Source organism: Kitasatospora sp. NPDC057512, assembly GCF_042802135.1.
GTDB lineage: Bacteria > Actinomycetota > Actinomycetes > Streptomycetales > Streptomycetaceae > Kitasatospora.
Window position 1 is genome coordinate 1 of sequence record NZ_JBHVET010000060.1, and the last position, 19,910, is coordinate 19,910.

At 75.9% G+C, this 19,910-nt stretch carries 14 protein-coding genes; 8 read left to right on the forward strand and 6 right to left on the reverse strand.

What is annotated here, in order from left to right; translation table 11 throughout:
* The first annotated feature begins 32 nt into the window (after positions 1 to 32).
* From ACFU6K_RS06950 to ACFU6K_RS06960, 3 genes are all read left to right on the forward strand, one after another.
* Positions 33 to 2,024, forward strand: a complete 1,992-nt coding sequence (locus ACFU6K_RS06950) for a hypothetical protein (protein ID WP_380661332.1) — start codon at positions 33 to 35, stop codon at positions 2,022 to 2,024.
* Between the two features lie 161 nt (positions 2,025 to 2,185).
* A complete protein-coding gene (locus ACFU6K_RS06955) occupies positions 2,186 to 3,226 on the forward strand; it encodes a glycosyltransferase family 2 protein (RefSeq protein ID WP_380661333.1) in 1,041 nt (346 codons plus the stop codon).
* 100 nt (positions 3,227 to 3,326) lie between these two features.
* Positions 3,327 to 3,941, forward strand: a complete 615-nt coding sequence (locus ACFU6K_RS06960) for a DapH/DapD/GlmU-related protein (RefSeq protein WP_380661334.1) — start codon at positions 3,327 to 3,329, stop codon at positions 3,939 to 3,941.
* Here the strand turns inward: ACFU6K_RS06960 and ACFU6K_RS06965 are convergent, their stop codons facing one another.
* The 3 genes from ACFU6K_RS06965 to ACFU6K_RS06975 form a co-directional block, all read right to left on the reverse strand.
* Positions 3,942 to 5,558 (reverse strand): LCP family protein, encoded by a 1,617-nt coding sequence (locus ACFU6K_RS06965; protein WP_380661335.1) that lies wholly within the window; start codon positions 5,556 to 5,558, stop codon positions 3,942 to 3,944.
* Positions 5,559 to 5,782: 224 nt separating this feature from the next.
* Positions 5,783 to 7,081 (reverse strand): LCP family protein, encoded by a 1,299-nt coding sequence (locus ACFU6K_RS06970; protein ID WP_380661336.1) that lies wholly within the window; start codon positions 7,079 to 7,081, stop codon positions 5,783 to 5,785.
* Positions 7,082 to 7,117: 36 nt separating this feature from the next.
* The gene (locus tag ACFU6K_RS06975) at positions 7,118 to 7,909 is read right to left on the reverse strand and encodes a TIGR03089 family protein (protein ID WP_380661337.1); all 792 of its coding nucleotides are present in this window, start codon (positions 7,907 to 7,909) and stop codon (positions 7,118 to 7,120) included.
* A 104-nt stretch (positions 7,910 to 8,013) separates the two neighbouring features.
* Here ACFU6K_RS06975 and ACFU6K_RS06980 point away from each other — a divergent pair, with 104 nt between their 5' ends.
* Positions 8,014 to 9,150 carry a peptidoglycan recognition protein gene (locus ACFU6K_RS06980; protein WP_380661338.1) on the forward strand — a complete coding sequence of 379 codons (1,137 nt, stop codon included), beginning with the start codon at positions 8,014 to 8,016 and terminating at the stop codon, positions 9,148 to 9,150.
* 85 nt (positions 9,151 to 9,235) lie between these two features.
* Positions 9,236 to 10,147: a DNA-3-methyladenine glycosylase family protein gene (locus tag ACFU6K_RS06985; RefSeq protein ID WP_380661339.1), complete on the forward strand. Its 912-nt coding sequence runs from the start codon at positions 9,236 to 9,238 to the stop codon at positions 10,145 to 10,147.
* Between the two features lie 15 nt (positions 10,148 to 10,162).
* Here ACFU6K_RS06985 and ACFU6K_RS06990 read toward each other — a convergent pair whose 3' ends face one another.
* Genes ACFU6K_RS06990 through ACFU6K_RS07000 form a run of 3 tightly spaced genes read right to left on the reverse strand, consistent with a single transcriptional unit; the run spans position 10,163 to position 13,118 of the window.
* A complete protein-coding gene (locus tag ACFU6K_RS06990) occupies positions 10,163 to 11,455 on the reverse strand; it encodes a coenzyme F420-0:L-glutamate ligase (protein WP_380661340.1) in 1,293 nt (430 codons plus the stop codon).
* Positions 11,452 to 12,411 carry a 2-phospho-L-lactate transferase gene (cofD, locus tag ACFU6K_RS06995; RefSeq protein ID WP_380661342.1) on the reverse strand — a complete coding sequence of 320 codons (960 nt, stop codon included), beginning with the start codon at positions 12,409 to 12,411 and terminating at the stop codon, positions 11,452 to 11,454. The genes ACFU6K_RS06990 and cofD overlap by 4 nt, the downstream gene beginning before the upstream one ends.
* A gap of 41 nt (positions 12,412 to 12,452) precedes the next feature.
* Complete coding sequence (locus ACFU6K_RS07000) at positions 12,453 to 13,118, reverse strand: cysteine dioxygenase (RefSeq protein WP_380661343.1); 666 nt, start codon at positions 13,116 to 13,118, stop codon at positions 12,453 to 12,455.
* 623 nt (positions 13,119 to 13,741) lie between these two features.
* Here ACFU6K_RS07000 and ACFU6K_RS07005 point away from each other — a divergent pair.
* From ACFU6K_RS07005 to ACFU6K_RS07015, 3 genes are all read left to right on the forward strand, one after another.
* Complete coding sequence (locus ACFU6K_RS07005) at positions 13,742 to 14,014, forward strand: WhiB family transcriptional regulator (protein WP_030062195.1); 273 nt, start codon at positions 13,742 to 13,744, stop codon at positions 14,012 to 14,014.
* A 225-nt stretch (positions 14,015 to 14,239) separates the two neighbouring features.
* Complete coding sequence (locus tag ACFU6K_RS07010; RefSeq protein ID WP_380661344.1) at positions 14,240 to 18,094, forward strand: glycosyltransferase; 3,855 nt, start codon at positions 14,240 to 14,242, stop codon at positions 18,092 to 18,094.
* 6 nt (positions 18,095 to 18,100) lie between these two features.
* On the forward strand, positions 18,101 to 19,873 hold the full coding sequence (locus ACFU6K_RS07015) for a DUF5719 family protein (protein ID WP_380661345.1): 1,773 nt from the start codon (positions 18,101 to 18,103) through the stop codon (positions 19,871 to 19,873).
* Positions 19,874 to 19,910: the final 37 nt, after the last annotated feature.

Consider the following 19,910-nt stretch of genomic DNA (forward strand, 5'->3'; position numbering starts at 1 on the left):
GTCCGTTTCCCGAGTGCTGGGATGATCGTCCGATGCTCCCCTCGGACGCCCCGCCCCTGCCCAGCGCCGCGCCCCTCACCAGCGCCGCCGCCGCCCGCTGGCGCGCCGCCCGGACCGCCTGGCGGCTGGACGGCCGCTGGCTCGCGCTGGTGCCGCTGGCGTTCGTGGTCCTGGCCGGCGCGGTGGAGCCGGACGTGGGCCGGTGCAACGTCCAGAACGTCTGCCGGGACACCTGGGGCTCGGGGCTGGCCGGCTGGTCGGTGCTGGCCGAGATCGTCCTGCTGGCCACCAGGGCCCGGGTCCGGGTGCTCGTCCCGCCGGTCGTCCTGGCACTGCTCTGGTACCTCCCGGAGGGCCTGGTCACCCCGGTCGCCCGCTGGTCGGCGGTGCTGCTGCACGTGCTGCTCACCGCCGTCCTGCTCGGCGCCGAGTCCGGCCGCCGCCGCGCCCGCCAGCAGCTGGACGAGCTGATGGCCCCGCCCGTCCCCTACCCCTGGACCGCCGCCGGCGGGCCCTCGCCCGTCCACCGGGACGGCCCGCCCGTGCTGCGCCGCGCCCTCGGCGTCCTGCTGCTGGTGGTCGCCGCGGCCTTCCCGGTGTACGGACTCTGGGCGCAGGCCCGGGCGGACGCCGCCGCCGAGCGGGCCACCCGGGTGACCGGCATCGCGGACGGGAGCGACCGGGACGGCGTGCTGACCGTCCGCTTCCAGCCGCCCGGCGGCGGCCCCGAGCGCACCGCCGCCCTGGACGTCTGGTGGCAGCGGCGGCCCCAGCCCGGCGAGCCCGTCCCGCTGCTGGTGGACGGCGACTCGGTGCGCGCCCTGGGCGACGACTACGACGTCTCCGGCCAGCTGAGCGCCGGCGGCCTGATCGCCCTGCCCGGCCTGGTGCTGCTCGGCTCGGCCGCCGTCGCGAGCGCCCGCCGGGGCAGGCCCGCCTTCGCCGGCGCCGCCCCCGCGCTGGCCGTACGGGTGCGCGCCGACGCCCGCGGCGACCTGCTGGTGCTGCCGCTGGACGGCCCGCCGGACGGCCCCGGGCTCTGGCGGCTGGTCGAGCGCGACCGCTACCGCTGGGCCCGGAACGCCGCCCCGGACGGCGTGGCCCCGGCCTGGGTGCCCGAGCACCTGGAGACCGAGGACGAGGACGCCGACTACCCCGACCCGGTGCTCGACCACGACGAGGACGAGGAGGAGCACTGGGAGCTGTTCGACCGGGCGACCCCGGCCGAGGCCGCCGAGTGGCTGGCCCGGGCCGGCCGCAGCGTGCCCGCCGTGCTGTACGGCGGCCCGGACGGGCCCGACCACCAACTCCTCGTCCGCCCCGGCCTGCTGGACGGCGACCCGCACTGGGTGGCGGCCGTGGTCGCCCCCGCCGTCCGGCCCCCGCGCCTCGGCCGGCGCTCCGGGCGCTACCGCGAGCGCGACCTGGCCGTCGCCGCGCTGACCGCCGAGACCGTCGCCGCCGCCCCCGCGGCCGGTCCGGACACCGAGCCGCTGGCCGCCCGCCGCTGGGAGATGCCGCTGCCGCTGCGCGCGGCCGCCGGACCGGTGGCCGCGCTGGTGGTCGCCGCGGCCGTGGTGCTGCTCGACGACGACGGCTGGTGGGAGGGACTGCTGCGCCCGCTGTGGATCGGCTCGCTGGCGATCCTCGCCTGCGCCCAGACGCTGTCCTGGCAGCTGGTCGCCGACCGCAACGGCCTGCGGGTGGCCACCGCGCTGCGCACCCGCTGCTACCGGTGGGCGGAGATCTCCGCGGCGGCGGCGCACCGGAACCTGCTCACCATCCGGCTGCACGGCGGGCGGGAGTTCTCCTTCTTCAGCCGCCCGGCGGTCTGGCTGGCAGCCCTCTTCGGCGGCCGGTACGACCCGGGGGCGGTGGCCCGGACCGTCGCCACCGCCGCCCACCGCCCCGACCTGCGCCCGGCACAGGCCCTGCCGGACCGGCTGGGCGGCCCCCAGCACCTGGTGAACCGGCTCGCGCTGACCGGTTACGCGGTGTTCACCGTCGCCCACTACGCACTCTGAACCCACCCGGGACCGCCACCGGATCCACACCGCTTCCGGCCTGCGCGTAAGGGGGAGTACGGTGTTCTTGATCACAGCACCGGCGCGGCACCGCGAGGCGTCCCCGGCCGCCCGGACCGGGACAAGACGAGGACACGTCCGCACCGGTACGGTTGGCCCCGATGAACACCAAGGCTGCTGAGGAGCTGCCGGCTGTTTCCGTGATCATGCCGGTGCTCAACGAGGAACGTCACCTGCGCACGGCGGTCCGGCGCATCCTGGACCAGGAGTACCCCGGGCCGATGGAGGTGGTGATCGCCCTCGGCCCCTCCACCGACCGCACCGCGGAGATCGCGGCCGAGCTGGTGGCCGAGGACCCGCGGGTGCGGACGGTGGCGAACCCCACCGGCCGGACGCCGGCCGGGCTGAACGCCGCGATCCGGGGCTCCCGGCATCCGATAGTCGTGCGCGTGGACGGCCACGGCCTGCTCACCCCCGGCTACATCACCACGGCGGTCCGGCTGCTCGGCGAGATGGACGCCGCCAACGTCGGCGGCATCATGCACGCCGAGGGCGAGACCGAGTGGGAGAACGCGGTCGCCGCCGCGATGACCTCCAAGATCGGCGTCGGGAACGCGGCCTTCCACACCGGCGGCCTGGCCGGCCCGGCGGACACCGTCTACCTCGGGGTGTTCCGGCGCGAGGTGCTGGAGAAGCTCGGCGGCTACAACGAGGAGTTCATCCGCGCCCAGGACTGGGAGCTGAACTACCGGATCCGCCAGGACGGCGGCCTGGTCTGGTTCACCCCGCAGCTCAAGGTGACGTACCGGCCCCGCCCCTCGGTGCGGGCGCTGGCCAAGCAGTACAAGGACTACGGCCGCTGGCGCCGGGTGGTCACCCGCTACCACCGGGGCTCGGTCAACCTGCGCTACCTCGCCCCGCCGGCCGCGCTGGCGGCGGTCCTGATCGGGCTGGGGCTCGGCGCCGCCGTCCACCCGGCCTTCCTCGCGGTGCCCGGCGCGTACCTGCTGGGCATCCTCGGCGGCGCGGCGGTCGAGGGCCGCGGCCTGTCGTTCAAGGCCAAGGCGCTGCTGCCGGTGGCCTTCGCGACCATGCACCTCAGCTGGGGCTTCGGCTTCCTGACCTCACCGCGCTCGCTGGCCCGGAGAGTGATCGCCAGCGTCGGCCCGGCCGCCAAGGACGTGCTCTCGAAGACCGGCTGACCCGCGGATCCGCCGATTCGTTTCGGCAGCCTCCCCGGTGCCGCCCGGCATCCTCCCGGTACCGCCCGGCACGGCCCCGGCACCGCTATCGTCGGTGCGCATGGCGACAGTTGAGGGCGGGTCGGACGCGGCCCGGATCGAGCCGGGCGCGGACGTCGACGAACGGGCCGCGATCGGCGCCGGGACGGTGGTCTGGCATCTCGCCCAGGTCCGCGAGGACGCGGTGGTCGGCGCGGACTGCGTGATCGGCCGCGGCGCGTACGTCGGCCCCGGCGTGCGGATCGGGGACCGGGTCAAGGTGCAGAACCACGCGCTGGTGTACGAGCCGGCGGTGGTCGAGGACGGGGTGTTCATCGGCCCGGCCGCCGTCCTCACCAACGACCGGTACCCGCGCGCGGTCACCCCCGACGGCCGCCCCAAGGGCCGACTCGACTGGCGCGCCGAAGGCGTGACGCTCCGTCAGGGATGCTCGATCGGCGGCCGGGCGGTGCTGGTCGCCGGGGTGACGGTCGGCCGCTGGGCCCTGGTCGCGGCCGGCGCCGTGGTGCACCGGGACGTCCCGGACTTCGCCCTGGTCGCCGGTGTCCCGGCCCGCCGGATCGGCTGGGTGGGCCGGGCCGGCGAGCCGCTGCGGCCCGCCGGGGACGGCGGCTGGCAGTGCCCCCGGACCGCCGAGCGGTACCGCGAGCGGGACGGAACCCTCGTACCGCTGTAGCTACTTGGCGCAGACGTCGGTGTCGTCCGCCTGCACCCGCTGGAGGTCCTCGGGCGCCTCGGTGGGCACCGCCGGGGTGGCGGGGGCGGTCAGCACGTCCTTGCCGAGCACCAGCAGCAGCCCGCTCTTCGGGTCCGCCTTCTCGGCGGGCCGGACGGCGTCGCCGGGCAGGCCGAGGGCGGCGGCCAGGGCGCCGGCCTCGGCCTCCATGCCGCTCGGGTAGGACACCGTGGTGGTGTCGGCGAGCGGTGCGTCGCTGCCCACCGCGGCCCGGTCGAAGCCCTTCGCCCGGAGCTTCTCCACGGTCGGCCCGGACTGTCCGCGCTTGCCGCTGCCGTTGCGCACCGTCAGCTGGGCGGTCTTGAGGTGGACGGTCGGGAGAGTGGCGGCCGGCGTGGTGGCGGCCGGGGCCGGCGCCGCGGCGGGGGCGTCGCCGGCCGGTGCCTCGGGGGCGGGCGGGGCGGCGGTCTCGGTCAGCGAGCGGTCGGCCGCGACCATCGCGAACAGCTGCCCGGCGTCCGGCTGCTTGAGGATCACCCGGTTCTCGTCCTTGGGGTCGTCCAGGACGGGCGCGGTGGTGAAGGTGATGTTCTTGGTGTCGACCTTGCTGATGTCCAGCGCGAGGTCCTTGAGCTTGTCCACGCTGCCGATGCCGGAGTCCACGGTGAGCGCCTTGGTGGCGGCGTCCGCGAGCTTGTAGAGCTTGGTCGGGCTGGTCAGGGTGTCGTCGCTCTTGATCTTGCGGATCATCGAGCTGATGAACTGCTGCTGGAGCGGGATCCGGGTGAGGTCGCCGCCCTGGCCGACCGCGTGCCGGGTGCGGACGAAGGCCAGCGCCTCCTCGCCCTGGACCACGTGCCGGCCCTTGGCCATCTTGAGGTGGGAGCCGGAGTCGTTGATGTCCTTGGCCGCGCAGACCTCGACCCCGCCGACGGCGGTGGACAGGCTCTTCACCGCCTCGAAGTTGACCTGCACGAAGTGGTCGACCCGGATCCCGGTGTTCTTCTCGACGGTCTTCCAGGTGCAGCCCGCGTCGCGCCCCGCCTGGCCGAGGCTGTTGTTGAACTCCTCCCGCGCCGAGCCGGGGATCTTCTTCCCCTGGGAGCTCTGGCACTCCGGGATCGGCAGCATCAGGTCGCGCGGGAGGCTGATCACCGTCGCGTTGGTGCGGTCCTTGGCGATGTGGAACAGCAGCGTGGTGTCGGCGTGCCCGGTGCTGCCCTCGTCGCCGTACTCCCGGCCGAGGCCCTCCCGGCTGTCCGTGCCGATCACCAGGATGTTCAGCGCGTCCCCGGCGGCCGGCGGGCGCTCGGACTCGTCGCCCAGCTGGACCTTGACCGAGGTCAGGTTGTCGTTGAAGTGCCGGTACAGGTAGTACGCCCCGCCGCAGCCCGCGACCATCACCAGGGCGCCCGCCCCGGCCGTCCACTTGAGGGCCCGTCGGCGCCGGCTGCGCCTGGCGAGCGCGGCGGCCCGCCGACGGGTGTCCCGGCGGCCCTCCGGGGCCGGTGCGGCGGGCTCCTCGGCGGTCGGCGCGGTGGCCCCCCGGCGCTGCCGGGGGACGCCGGGGGCCGGGTCCACCCGGTACCGTCCGGCTTCCGGTTGCTCCTCGTGCACGGGGGTTCCCTACCTTCGACCGGTCACGGCTGTGGACCGCCCGTACGGACGGGCCGATCCGGACACAGTAGACGAGCCGAACGCGGGAGTCGTTCCCGGTGTGATCTCCGCCATGTTCCGGCAATGCGGAGGTAAATACCGTACGTGGCCGACCAATTGCGGAAGCGGCCGGATCGGTCGGCACGGCCGGCCCGGGGTGGCCGGGGCGGCCGGGGGTGCCCGGTTCAGTGCTGGGCGCAGGCGTCCATGTCGGCGGTGCGTCCCTCGAAGGTGGGCGCGGCGCCCGCCGAGGGTGACGCGTTCGCCAGCGCCGCCACCTCGGCCGCCGGTTCCGTCCCGGCGCCCGCCCCCGGGCCCGCCGCCGGCGAGCGGCCCGCCCCCGGGACCGGTCCCGGGGACGGCGTGGACGCGGGCGGCCGGACGGCGACCGGCCGGTCGTCCCGCAGCGCCGCGAACAGCCGGCCGGTCTGCGGCTGCACGAACTCGTCCCGGTCCGAGTCGTAGCGGTACGGGCGGCGCGGAGCGGTCAGGAAGACCACGTCCGCCGACGGGATGCCGCGCAGGTCCTGGGTGAGGTCGTACAGCGCGCCGAGCGAGGACAGCGCGCCGTCCGCCCGGACCGAGGAGGTCGCGGCGTCCAGCACCGGCCACAGCTTCGCCGGGTTCAGCAGCACGCCCTGCGACCGCACCTTGCGGATCAGCGCGGCCAGGAACTGCTGCTGACGGCCCATGCGCTGGGTGTCGCTGCCGTCGCCCAGGCTCTCCCTGGCCCGGACGTAGCCGAGGGCCTGCTCGCCGTGCAGGGTCCGCCGGCCGGCGGCCAGGTCGAGCTTGGCGTCCTTGTCGTGGATCGGCTGCGGCACGCACACCTCGACCCCGCCGATCGCGTCCACCATCGTCTTGAAGCCGCTGAAGTCCAGGATCACGTAGTGGTCGATCCGGATGCCGCTCAACTGCTCGACGGCCCGGATCGAGCAGGCCGGACCGCCCGTCTCGAAGGCCCAGTTGAACTGCATCAGCGCGGGCCTGCTGCGGGTGCCGTCCGGCTTCTCGCAGGCGGGGACGGTGACCATGACGTCCCGCGGCACGGAGACCGCCGTCGCGTGCTTCCGGTCGGCGGCCAGGTGCAGCAGGATCGTGGTGTCCGAGCGCTGGCTGCCCGGCTCGCCGCCGTACGAGCCGTTCGCGCCGGAGCGGTCGTCACTGCCGATCAGCAGGAGGTTCTCGGCGCCCCGCGCCCCGGCGGTGCGGCTCGGCCGCTCGGCCTCCAGCCTGGCGAGCAGCCGGTCGGTGGCCGAGTCCGCGCGGATGTTGCCGTCCAGCGTGCGGTAGGCGATCCAGAGCAGCACCCCGGTGGCGACCAGCAGGAACGCGACGGCGCCGGCGGTGATCATCAGCCACCGCCGGCGCCTGCGCGGGCGTCCGCTCCCGCCCGGAGGGGCGTCCGTCGGCGGGCCGCCCGGGGCCGTGCCGTTCGTCGGGGGAGTGGCGGTCGGGGGGTGCTCGGTGTCGTCCTCGGCCATGGCAGCGATCCCTACCCGCCGGGCCCGGGCCGGGGGTTAGCCGAGGCGCAGTGTCACCCGTTCGGATTCGGTCCGCTTCTCCCACTGCCCGGCGTCCAGCGCCTGCGAGTTGCGGCAGAGCACCACCGAGGCGCCGGCCGCCAGCGGCGCCAGCAGACCGGCCTCCAGACCGGTCCAGTCGTCGTACGAGAGGGTGGACAGCACGCGGTCGCCGGGCTTCAGGCCGAGCCGCGCCGCCCCCTCCCGGGCCAGCGCGACGGTCTGCTCGCCCGTCAGCTTCAGCGGCAGCCCGTCCACCGCGGTCTCCAGCGCCGGCCCCTCCGGGGCGACGGGGGAGTACGGCGCGAAGCGGTCGCCCTGGCCGGGGACCTCGGCGGCGTAGTCGAGGAAGCCGTCCGGGCGCTGCGGGAAGCGGCCGCCGAGCGGCCGCAGGGCGAGCGCGACCCGATCGCCCTCGCAGGCCTGGGCGGCCTCCAGCCCGTCCGGGCCGCTGACCACCAGGTCGGCGGCGGCCGGGTCGCCGCCCGGCACCGCCGTCACCCCGACCGACCAGCAGGCCAGCAGCCAGACGGCGCTCTGCCAGTGGGCGGGCAGCAGCAGCGCCGCCCGGTCGCCGGGGCCGGCGTTCAGCTCGTCCTGGAGGAGGTTGGCCGTCTTGGCCACCCAGTTGTCGAAGGTCCGGGCGGACAGCTCCACCCGTTCGCCGGTGGCGTCGTCGTAGAAGGTGACCAGAGGGGCCGCGGGATCGACCGAAGGCGTGCCGCCGCGCAGGAATGCGTGCAGCAGCTCGACGGGGGTGCGGGCGTCGGCAGCGAAGGGCGCAGTCATGGTGCGCCCCAGCCTACGGCCTTCGGGTGGGAGGTCGGGAGGGGCGGCCGAACGGGCGCGGAGCGGCGTGGCGGACGGTCCGGTTTGCGGCGACGATCCGGTTTATGCGCTTCTCACTTCCGGCCGCCCTGCTCGCCGGCTGCACCGCCGCCCTCCTGCTCCAGCCCGCCGCCGGTGCGACCTCCTCGCCCGCCCCGCGGCGCCACGACTTCGCCGGCGGCGGCTCCACCACCACGCTCCCGCTGCCCGCCGGGGCAGGCCTCGCCCCGCGCGGCACCGCACCGTTCGAACTCCTCGGCCTCGGCTGGGACGGCCCGGCGGACGCACTCGCCGGCGCGGTGCTCCGGGTCCGCACCCGGGACGCGGCCACCGGCCGCTGGAGCGGCTGGCACCGGCTGGAGGCCGACGCCGAGGACGGCCCCGACCGTACGGCGCACGGTGCCACCGCCCCGCTCTGGACCGGCCGCAGCGACGGCGTCGCCGTCGAGTTCCGGCCCGGGCCCGCCGGGGCGCCGCCCGGACTGCGGCTCGACCTGGTCGACCCGGGACACGGCGCCGCCCCGGCCGCCGTACGGACCCTGCCCGCGGAACCGCCGACCGCGCCGACCGCGCCGCCCGCCGGGCCGGCCAAGGGGCAGGCCCCGCGCCCGAAGATCGTCACCCGGGCCGGCTGGGGCGCCGACGAGTCGCTGCGCGACCCGGAGTTCGAGTACACCGGCCCGGTCCGCGAGGTCTTCGTCCACCACACCGCCACCACCACCGACTACGCCTGCGCCGACGCACCCCGGGTGGTCCGGGCGATCTACCAGTACCACGTGAAGACCAACGGCTGGCGGGACATCGGCTACAACTTCCTGGTCGACCGCTGCGGCACCGTCTACGAGGGCCGGGCCGGCGGCGTCGACCAGCCCGTCCACGGCGCCCACACCCTCGGCTTCAACACCGACTCCTCCGGCATCGCCGCCCTCGGCACCTACACCGGCGACCAGCCGCCCCGCCCCCTCCTCGACGGCCTCGCCGCCCTCGCCGCCTGGAAGCTCGGCCTCACCGCCCGCCCCGCCGACGGCCGCACCAGCCTCACCTCCTCCTCGGACGCCAGCCGCTACCCCAAGGGCAGCACCGTCGTCTTCGACGCCGTCTCCGGCCACCGGGACGCCTTCGACACCGAATGCCCCGGCAACGCCCTCTACGCCCGCCTCCCCGCCCTGCGCGCCGCGGCGGCCCGCCTCCAGACCCGCTGACCCCGGGGCCCTCCGCCGTCCCTCCGGCGCTGTCCGACCCCCCGCGTATCGTTCGTATCCGGAGGCGACACAGGAGGCGACGGCGGTGGAAGCGGTACGGCGCTGGCGCCCGGGCTTCCCGCTGGACGTCGCCCGCACCCTGCTCCCGCTGCGCCGCGGCCCCGCCGACCCCGCGTACCGCAGCACCGGCGACGGCGCCGTCTGGCGCGCCTCCCGCACCCCGGCCGGCATCGGCACCCTGCGGGTGCTGCCGCGGCCGGCCGCCGGCGAGGTCGAGGCGAGCGCCTGGGGCCCCGGCGCGGACTGGCTGCTCGACCGCCTCCCCGTCCTGCTCGGCGCCGAGGACGCCCCGGAGGCGCTGGTCCTGCCGCCCGGCCCGCTGCGGGACGCCCAGCGCCGTACCGCCGGGGTCCGGCTGACCAGGACGGGCCTGGTGCTGGAGTCGCTGGTCCCGGCGATCCTGGAGCAGAAGGTCACCACCGACGAGGCCTACCGCGCCTGGCGCACCCTGCTGCGGGACTTCGGCACCCCGGCGCCGGGCCCGGCCGAGGGCATGCGGGTGGCGCCGTCGGCCCGCGAGTGGGCACTGGTGCCGAGCTGGGAGTGGCACCGGGCGGGCGTGGACCCGAAGCGCTCGGGCACGGTCGTGCGCGCCGTCCGGCTGGCCCCGCGACTGGAGGAGGCCTCGGCCATGGGCCACGAGGAGGCCTTCGCCCGCCTCACCGCCGTCCCCGGCATCGGGCCCTGGACGGCCGCCGAGACGCTACAGCGCAGCAACGGCGACGCGGACGCGGTCTCGGTCGGGGACTTCCACCTGCCCGACCTGGTCGGCTGGGCCCTGGCCGGCCGCCCCCGCAGCGACGACGCCCAGATGCTCGCGCTCCTGGAGCCCTACCGCCCCCAGCGCCACCGGGTCTGCCGCCTCCTGCTGGCGACGGCCGCCCACGCCCCCCGCTACGGCCCGCGCCTGGCCCCCAACGACCACCGCCACCGCTGACCCCGGCGGCTGCCGCTACCGGACGGTGACGAAGGCCTCGGCGTCGCGTTCCGGACGGACCTTCGGCTCCTCGGCCGGCCGGCCGACGGCGACGGCGCCCATCGGGTCCCACCCCTCCGGGAGGTCCAGCACCTCCCGCACGGTGTCGCGGCAGAACATGGTGGACGAGACCCAGGCGGAGCCGTACCCCTCGCCGGTGAGCGCGACCAGCAGGTTCTGCACGGCGGCGCCGGCGGCGACGGTGAACATCTCCCGTTCGGCGGCGGCCCGGCGCGGGTCCGGGTAGTCGTGCGAGCCGTCCGTCACCAGGCAGGGCACCACCAGGTACGGGGCGTCGCGCAGGACGTCGCCGCGGGCGGTGCGCCGGGCGATCCTCGCCTCGTCCCAGCCGTCGAGGTCGCGCAGGTCGCGCCGCCAGGCGGCGAGCATCGCGTCGAGCAGCCGGACCCGGGTGTCCGCCGACTCCAGCAGCACGAACCGCCAGGGCGTGGTGTGGTGCGGGGCGGGCGCGGTGACGGCGGCGGCGACGGCGCGGCGGACGGCGGCCGGGTCGACCGGCTCGGTGGTGAAGGAGCGGACGGTGCGCCGCAGGGTGACGGCCTGCCGCAGCGCCTCGGAGGTGCCGAGCCGGAACATGTCGTCGACGGCGGGCCGGACCAGCGGCCGGGTGCCGTCGCCGTCCTCGGCGGTGACGAGGTGTCCGAGTCCGCGCACGACGGCGACCGGGACGCCGCTGGCCTTGCCCTTCACCAGGTCGGCGGCGGCGGCGAGTTCGTCGGCCGTCGCGGTGACGGTCATCTCCAGCAGGTTGCCGTGGCTGTCTGTGCGGCCGCGGTGGTCCTCCAAGACGGAGAGGCCCGCGGCGCCGATCGCCACGTCGGTCAGCCCGTTGCGCCAGGGCCGTCCGAAGGTGTCGGTGACGACGACGGCGAGCCGGCGGCCGGTGAGCCGCTGGAGCCGGGCCCGCAGCGCCCGGGCGGAGGCGTCCGGATCCTCGGGCAGCAGCAGCACGGTGCCGGGCGCGGTGTTGGAGGCGTCGACCCCGGCGGCGGCCATGACGAGGCCGTTGCGGTTCTCCACGATCCGGACCGGCCCGCGCCGGGCGACCACCCGGACGGTCTCGGCGTCGATCGCGGCCTCGCGGTCGGCGGCGTGCAGCAGCCGGCCCTCGGCCTTGCTGACGATCTTCGAGGTGACCACCAGGATGTCGCCGTCCTGGTACGTCCCCGCCTTGGCGATGAGCTCGCCGAGGTCCGCCCCGGCCGCGACCTCGGGCAGCCCTTCGACGCCGAGGACCTCCAGCGTCACTTGCGCACCTGCTCGGCCAGCGCGAGCGCCGCCCGCGCCATCTCGGCGGTGGCCTCGACGTCGGTCATCAGCAGCGGGACGGCCCGGCAGGCGATCCCGGCGGCCTCGACGACGGCCACCGAGGCCTCGTCCACGGTGTCCACCAGCCACCCGTCGACGAGCGCCGGCCCGTAGTTGAGCGCGACCGCCTCCGCCGTGGCCTCGACGCCGACGGCGGCGAGCACCTTGTCGGCCATGCCGCGCACCGGCGCCCCGCCGATGATCGGGGAGAGCCCGACCACCGGCGCGGGTGCGGCGGCGACCGCCTCCCGGATGCCGGGGACGGCGAGGATGGTGCCGATCGAGACCACCGGGTTGGACGGCGGGAAGAGGATGACGTCCGCCTCGGCGATCGCCTCCAGCACGCCGGGCGCGGGCTTGGCGGTGTCCGCGCCGACCGGGACGATCGCCTCGGCGTCCACCTCGGCGTGCAGCCTGACCCAGTACTCCTGGAAGTGGATCGCCCGGGTGCCCTGCTCGTCGGTGATCCGCACGTGGGTCTCGACCCGGTCGTCGCTCATCGGCAGCAGCCGCACGCCCGGCTTCCAGCGCACGCACAGCGCCTCGGTGACCTGGCTGAGGCTGTACCCGGCGGTGAGCATCTGGCTGCGCACGAGGTGGGTGGCGAAGTCGCGGTCGCCGAGCCCGAACCACTCGGGGCCGACGCCGTACTCCTTCATCTCGGCCTTGATGGACCAGGTCTCGTCCGTCCGGCCCCAGCCCTGTTCCTCGTGGATGCCGCCGCCGAGGGTGTACATCACGGTGTCGAGGTCGGGACAGACCTTGAGGCCGTAGAGGTGGATGTCGTCGCCGGTGTTGCCGATGACGGTGATCTCGTCCTGCGGTCCGACCGCCGCGCGGAGTCCGCGCAGGAAGCGCGCTCCGCCGATTCCGCCTGCCAGTGCCACGATGCGCATGGGGTTCATCCTGCCACGGTCCGACTTTCCGTCAGCCGTGATCAGTGCGACCCGGCCTGCGCCTGCCGCCCGGGGTGCGGTTCGGGGTGCTGCTCCGGGTGCTGCTCGGGGACGGCGGTGGCGCCGTACTGGTTCATCTCGGTCAGGCCGGGGGCGTAGAGGTGGATGGAGACGGCGGGTTCGAGCGCGCCGTTGACGACCTCGTGCAGGTAGCCGGAGGAGAACACCCGCTGCCCCCCGGGCCGCAGGGTGCGGGCGCCCTCGCCCGCGTGCGTGAGGGAGCGCTCGATCAGCTCGCCCCGGACGACGCTCATCACGCCGGAGGACGCGCCGTGGTCGTGGAAGCCGCTGGACTGCCCGGGCAGCCAGCTGAGCAGCCAGACCTCGTAGCCGGGGCCGGTCTCCAGCCGGGCGTACCAGCGGGTCAGCGCGTCGTAGCGGACCAGCGGCTCCCAGCGGGCGTGGTCGGCGGCGATCTCGCGCACCAGCCGGGCGTACTCGGCGACGGTGGTGGGGTGGGCGGGCAGGTCGGTGCGCGCCAGGTGCGGGAAGGCGAGCGGGTCGCCGGCGATGGAGACGTCGCTGAGGCCGTCGGCCCACGGGCGGGTCCGGGCGTCGGCGGGGGTGCCGGTGCGGACGGTGGCGGGGCCACGGCGGGAGAGCTTGTTGCGGTCGCGGTTCCGCTTGCGGATGCGGATCATGCGCACGGGAGTCGTCCTCGGAAGGGTCGGCCGGTTCGTCGGGATCGGCCGGATCCGGGATGTCCTGGGACGGGAATCGCGGGCGGCCTCTGTGCTTCCTGGGGGCGGCGCGCGGTGGGACGCGGGCGCCTAGATACAGCAGGAACAGAGGCGACAACAAGAGTTCACGGCACGGCGGAGCGTGGAACCGCTCCGGGGGCTGGCGAACTCTGACATAGGAGCAAGGACACCGCATCCGCAGGGGCGGTGTCAAACCGAAGGATGCGGCATTCGAGTGGGTTAGGTCCGGATCTTTCCCTGATGGGGTGATTCATCACTCTCTATGTTTCGATGGGAAGATCGCCGGGAAGGCAGGCCGATGACCGGCCTGTGACGGTGACCGAGCGTCACCCGGTGAATGGTTGCGGATGGTTCGGCACCGTTCAGGACCTTGAGGTGGAAGGTCCGATGTGTCCGGATATGTACACTATTCGTAACGGCTTGGTGCCAGGGAGTGAATCCCAGCCCCAATACCAGAGCTCGGCTTGACTGGGCCAGAGTGACGCAACTGTAATTTCACTCGTGTCGTCAGCCGCACGAGGCAACGGCAACCACGGGGACGCCAAGTAGGGGCAGAGGAGGCGCGCCACATGAGCGAGCTCTTTGAGCTGTTGATCGGGGACGGCATCGCGGAGGACGAGGAGGAACTCGGCTGGCAGGAGCGCGCGTTGTGCGCCCAGACCGACCCCGAGTCCTTCTTCCCCGAGAAGGGCGGCTCGACCCGCGAGGCCAAGAAGGTCTGCCTCGCCTGCGAGGTCCGTTCCGAGTGCCTGGAGTACGCCCTCGCCAATGACGAGCGTTTCGGCATCTGGGGCGGCCTCTCCGAGCGCGAGCGCCGTCGGCTCAAGAAGAGCGCGGTCTGACCGGGCGGCCCCCGCCCCCCGCTGACCCTTCGACAGCGACGGACAACCGCACAGCTGTACGGGCGCCTCACCGCGATGGTGGGGCGCTTTCGTGTTCCCGGGGCCCCTTCACCGTCCCCGCACGCACACCCCGGACGAAGCGGCCACCCGGAGCCGTTAGTGTGGTGCGCCATCCGGTTGCCGTTCACCGGCTGTGTCCACCGAGAACTGGGGCCCGCGCACGCGATGACCGTCTACAGCCACCAGAGCGGCTCCACCGCTTCCCGGCCGCCCGCCTATCCGCGCCACCTGGTCACCGCCGTGATCGTCTCGCACGACGGCGCCCGCTGGCTCCCGCGGGCCATGGCCGGCCTGCTCGGTCAGGACCGCCAGGTCCAGCGGGTCCTCGCGGTCGACACCGGATCCACCGACAACTCTCCGCAACTGCTCGCGGACACCCTCGCCGACTGGCTGCCCGAGAGCGGACCGCTGGTCCTCGGCCGCCGGGCCGGCTTCGGCACCGCCGTCGCCGAGGCCGTGGCGGGCAGCGCGCCCCTGCGCCCGGAGGACCTGCCGTACCGGCTCGACCCCTCCGGCTACGACCCGGTCACCGGCGGCTGGGACGACTTCGGCGACCCGCTCGCCCAGGAGGACGACCTCGGCCGCGGCGGCCCGCGCGAGACCCGGCCGGTCGAGTGGCTCTGGCTGCTGCACGACGACTGCGAGCCGCAGACCGACGCCCTGCGCCGACTGCTCCAGGTCGCCGACTCCACCCCCAGCGCCGCCGTGGTCGGCCCCAAGCTGCGCAGCTGGTACGACCGCCGGCAGCTCCTCGAGGTCGGCGTCACCATCGCCCGCTCCGGCCGCCGCTGGACCGGCCTCGACCGCCGCGAGCAGGACCAGGGCCAGCACGACCAGGTCCGCCCGGTGCTCGCCGTCTCCAGCGCCGGCATGCTGGTGCGCCGGGACGTCTTCGAGGAGCTCGGCGGCTTCGACCGGGCCCTCCCGCTGATGCGGGACGACACCGACTTCTGCTGGCGGGTCAACGCCGCCGGCCACCGCGTGGTGGTCGCCCCCGACGCCGTGCTGCGGCACGCCGAGGCGGCCGCCCGCGAGCGCCGCGCGATCGACTGCGGCCCCGCCCACCCGCACCGGGTGGACAAGGCCGGCGCTGTCTACACCCTGCTCACCAACTGCAAGGGCGCGCTCTTCCCCTACGTCCTGCTGCGGCTGGTGCTCGGCACCCTGCTCCGGGCCGTCACCAACCTGCTCGGCAAGGACCCGCGCCAGGCCTTCGACGAACTCGCCGGCCTCGGCCACGAACTCGTCCGGTTCCCACGGCTGTTGGCCGGGCGCAAACGCCGCGCCAAGTCCCGGTCGGCGGACGCCCTGGACGACCGCACGCTCTTCCCGGCCCCCGGCGCCACCACCCGGCTTGCGGTCGAGGGCGTCGTCGGCTCGCTCGGGATAGGGGGCGGCGACGACACCGGCCGGCACGGCTCGGCCGAGGCCGGTGGCGACGAGGACGCCGAGGACCTGGTCGTCGAGCAGTTCGCCCTGCTCAAGAAGCTCGCCCGGCGCCCGGCGCCGGTGCTGTTCGCGGCCCTGCTGGTGTTCGCCCTGATCGCCTGCCGCGGCCTGCTCGGCAGCGGCGAGCTGTTCGGCGGCGCCCTGCTGCCGGCGGCCGACGGGGCCGGCGGCCTCTGGTCGATGTACGCGGACGCCTGGCACCCGGTCGGCACCGGGTCCACCGCCGCCGCACCGCCGTACCTCGGCGTGCTCGCGGTGCTCTCCTGGATCCTGTTCGACCACGCCGACCTCGCGCTCACCCTGCTCGTGGTGCTCTCCGTCCCGCTGTCCGCGGTCAGCGCCTACCTGGTGTCCCGGCCGCTGCTGGACTCCAAGCTGGTCCGCGCCTGGGCCAGTGCCACCTACGCGCTGCTGCCCGCCGCGACCGGCGCGCTCGCCCAGGGCCGGATCGGCACCGCCGTGCTCGCCGTGCTGCTGCCGCCGCTGGCCCGCGCCGCGGCCATCGCGGCCGGCCTCGGCATCCGCGCCGAGAGCGCCGCCAAGGGCGCCCGCCCGGGCTGGCGCCCGGTCTGGATGACCGTCCTGCTGCTCACCCTGGCCACCGCCTTCGTCCCGATAACGTGGGCGCTCGCGGTGCCGCTCTGCCTGGCGATGCTGGTCGTCGGGGTGCTGCGCGGCAGCGCCTTCGGCTCCGGCGGCGCGGCCCTGCGGCCGCTCGGCCTGCGCGTCCTGGTGATCCTGGCGGTGCCGGTCGCGGTGCTGGCCCCGTGGTCGCTCAAGGTGCTGTCGCACCCGCAGTGGCTGCTGCTGGAGGCCGGACTGCCCGGCCTGCACGGCACCGGCGCGAGCGCGGCCGGCCTGCTGCTGGTCAACCCGGGCGGCGCCGGGGTGCCGCCGGTCTGGCTCTCGGCGGGTGTCGTGCTGGCCGCCCTGGCCGCGCTGCTGCGCGCCGACCGCCGCCGTGCGGTGCTCGTCGCCTGGGGCGCGGCCGGTGCCGGCCTGGTCTTCTCGGTCGTGGTGGCGGGCACCTCCGTCACCCCGGCCTCCGGCGGCCCGGCGGTGCCCGCCTGGACCGGCCCGGCGACCCTGATCGCCGGGCTCGCCCTGCTCGCCGCCGCCGCGATCGGCGCCGACGGCGCCAACGCCCGCGTCGCCGGGATCGCCTTCGGCTGGCGCCAGCCGGTGGCCGCCCTGGTGGTGGCCTCGGCCGTGCTGGCCCCGCTGGGCACCGGCCTGTGGTGGGCGCTGACCGGCGCCGGCGGCCCGCTGCACCGCGGCCAGGCCGACCAGGTCCCCGCGTTCATCGCCGAGGAGGCCGGCACCACCGACCGGGCCCGCACCCTGGTCGTCACCGGCGAGAAGGGCGGCGGCGCGGTCCGCTACACCGTGCTGCGCGGCGCCGGTCTGACGCTCGGCCAGGCCGAGTCCACCGTCGACCCGGCGACCGGCACCCAGGACGGCCTGAACAAGATGGTCGGCAGCCTGCTGGCCGGCTCCGGTGCCGACCAGGCGAGCGCCCTGGCCGGCTACGGCATCGCCTACGTGCTGGTCCAGCAGCCGGTGATCGACGCCTTCAAGGACGTCCTGGACACCACCCCCGGCCTGGTCAAGGCCAACCAGGACGGTGCCGCCGCGCTCTGGCAGGTCAACGGCACCCCCGCGGTCCGCGCGGTGATCACCGCCCCGGGGGCCACCCCGGTGGTCGTCCCGTCCGGGGCCCGCGACCTGTCCGCCACCGTCCCGGCCGGTCCGGACGGCCGGGTGCTGCGGCTCGCCGAGTCCGCCGCCCCGGAGTGGAAGGCCACCGTGAACGGCACCGCGCTGGAGCCCACCACGGTCGACGGCTGGGCGCAGGGCTTCAAGCTCCCGGCCGCCGGCGGCAAGCTGGCCGTCACCCGGGAGGGCGGCGCCGCCCACACCGGCTGGATCTGGGCCCAGGTGCTGCTCGGCCTCACCATCCTGGTGCTGGCCCTGCCCGGCCGCCGCAGCCACAAGGACGACGACTTGCCGGAGGAGGCGGTCGCCACCGCCGCGCTGGCCGCCGCCGCCCAGGCGCAGGCCCCGGCCCCCGGCAGCCGCCGGGCCCGCCGGATGGCCGAGCGCGGCGAGGGCGCGGAGGGCGCCGAGGGCGCTGCCGAGGAGTCCGGGGTGTACGACCGGCCGGGTGCGATCCCGGCCCAGCCGACCGGCGAGCCGGTGACCGGCGCCGTCCAGGCGGCCGCCGCCATCCAGGACGCCGAGCAGTACACGGACCCGTACCAGGCGTACCAGCAGGCCGACCCGTACAGCTACGACCAGTACGCGGCCCAGCAGCCGGTCGCCGCGCCGTACGGCGGCCAGGGCTACGACACCCAGGGGTACGACGCCCACGGCTACGGTCGCCAGCAGGGCTACGAGCAGCCCTACCAGCCCGAGCAGCAGCCGTACTACGAGGTCCACGGCTACGACGGCGGGCAGCAGCCCGAGCAGCAGCCCTGGCTGCCCGGCCAGCCCCAGGGCGAGGCCCCGTACGACCCGAACGACCCCAACGGCCCCGGCCGGTACCCGCACCAGCACGGATCGGGGAGCTGACCCGCGATGAAGAAGCCCGCATTCAGGAAGAAGTCCGGCGCCGGCGAGGCCCCCGAGCCGGCCGGGCCCGCCGTCGCGGCGGAGCCGTCCGGCCCGGCCCGGAGCGGCCGCCCCGGTCGCGGCCGCGGCCCGTTCGGCGGGGGAGCCGGGGGAGCCGGGGGAGCCGAAGGATCCGGCGGGGCCGGGTCCGGCGGGGTGGCGAAGACCACCCAGTCCCTGCTCGCCGCGGCCGTGGTGCTCGCGGCGGTGTTCGGGATCGCCCAGGTGCGCCCGCCGGCCGCCCCGGCCAAGGCCGGCACCGGAGCCGCCGCGACCACCGCGCAGGTCGAGCGGACCTCGGCGGTCTGCCCGCAGCCGGTCCAGGGCCTGACCGGCTCGACCACGCTCACCGCCTACACCCCGCCCGGGACGGGCTCCGCCACCGGCGGGGCCGGCTGGATCTCCGACGCGGCCGCGCCCGCGGCGCCCGCCGCCCAGCCGACCACCGCCCCTGCGGCCCCGGCCGCCGCCGCCCCGGCCCCGACCGGCTCGGGCGCCCCGAGCGCCCCGGTCCAGGACAAGAACGCGGCGCCCGCCGACGCCCGGCTGACCGTGCCCAAGCCCGGCACCCCGGCCACCGGCCCGGCCGCCAACGGCGACGCCGCGCCCGGCACCGGGGCCGTCGCCACCGGCGCCCTCGCCCCCGGCTTCACCGTCACCCAGACCACGGTGGTCACCGAGCAGCGCGGCCTCGGCCTGTCCGGCCTCACCTGCACCCCGGCCGGGACCGGCTTCTGGTTCGCCGGGGCCAGCACCGCCGCCGACCGGGTCGACTACCTCAGCCTGGTCAACACCGAGTCCTCCGCCGCGGTGGTGGACATCAAGCTGTACGGCGACAAGGGCCTGATCGACAACGACGCCGCCAACGGGATCACCGTCTCGCCCGGCAGCTCCCAGGCCGTCCTGCTGTCGACCCTCACCAAGGGCGCGGTCGCCGACCTCGCGGTGCACGTGGTGGTGCGCTCCGGACGGGTCGGCGCCGCGCTGCACGCCGCCGACGGCGGCAAGGGCGCCGACTGGGTCCCCGCCTCGGCCGACCCGGCCCCCGTCCAGGTGATGCCCGGCCTGCCCGCCGACACCGCCTCCGCCCGCCTGGTGGTCTGGGCCCCGCCGGAGGACGACGCCGACCTGAAGATCCAGCTGTCCGGCAAGAACGGCTGGTTCAGCCCGGCCGGCAACGAGTCGATCCACGTCAAGGCGGGCATGGTGGCCGCCGTCGACCTCGGCAAGGTCACCCGGGACGAGGTCGCCGGGCTGCGGCTGTCGCCCAGCGACGACAAGCACCGCACCCCGGTCGTGGCCGGGCTGCGGATCGACCGGGCGGCGGCCAACGGCAAGACCGACGCGGCCTGGCTGACCGGCAGCGTCCCGGTCGGCGCCCGCGCCACCGTCGCCGACAACCGGGCCGGCGCCTCCACGCTCTACCTGACCTCCAGCGGCGAGGCCGCCACCGTCCGGGTCACCGCCTCGGCCGGCAGCGGCGGCGGCACCCCGGCCACCAAGGAGGTCCAGGTGCCGGCCGGCGGTACGGTCGCCCTCCCGGCGCCCGAGCCCGCCGGGCTGAACGGCGTCTTCGCGCTCACCGTGGAGACCGTCTCCGGCGGCCCGGTGGTGGCCGCCCGGATGCTGTCCCTGCCGGCCAAGGACGTGCCGATGTTCACCGTCCAGGCGCTGCGCGACGACCGCAGCACCGTCAAGGTCCCGCAGGCCGGCCAGGACCCGGGCGTCGTCCTGCGCTGAGCACGCCGAGCGGGGCCCGCGCCGGACACCCGGCGCG

Coding starts and splice junctions, on each gene's coding strand:
- ACFU6K_RS06950 (WP_380661332.1), top strand. CDS start 33: ATGCTCCCCTCGGACGCCCCGCCCCTGCCCAGCGCCGCGCCCCTCACC.
- ACFU6K_RS06955 (WP_380661333.1), top strand. CDS start 2,186: ATGAACACCAAGGCTGCTGAGGAGCTGCCGGCTGTTTCCGTGATCATG.
- ACFU6K_RS06960 (WP_380661334.1), top strand. CDS start 3,327: ATGGCGACAGTTGAGGGCGGGTCGGACGCGGCCCGGATCGAGCCGGGC.
- ACFU6K_RS06970 (WP_380661336.1), bottom strand. CDS start 7,081: ATGGCCGAGGACGACACCGAGCACCCCCCGACCGCCACTCCCCCGACG.
- ACFU6K_RS06975 (WP_380661337.1), bottom strand. CDS start 7,909: ATGACTGCGCCCTTCGCTGCCGACGCCCGCACCCCCGTCGAGCTGCTG.
- ACFU6K_RS06980 (WP_380661338.1), top strand. CDS start 8,014: ATGCGCTTCTCACTTCCGGCCGCCCTGCTCGCCGGCTGCACCGCCGCC.
- cofD (WP_380661342.1), bottom strand. CDS start 12,411: ATGCGCATCGTGGCACTGGCAGGCGGAATCGGCGGAGCGCGCTTCCTG.
- ACFU6K_RS07005 (WP_030062195.1), top strand. CDS start 13,742: ATGAGCGAGCTCTTTGAGCTGTTGATCGGGGACGGCATCGCGGAGGAC.
- ACFU6K_RS07010 (WP_380661344.1), top strand. CDS start 14,240: ATGACCGTCTACAGCCACCAGAGCGGCTCCACCGCTTCCCGGCCGCCC.
- ACFU6K_RS07015 (WP_380661345.1), top strand. CDS start 18,101: ATGAAGAAGCCCGCATTCAGGAAGAAGTCCGGCGCCGGCGAGGCCCCC.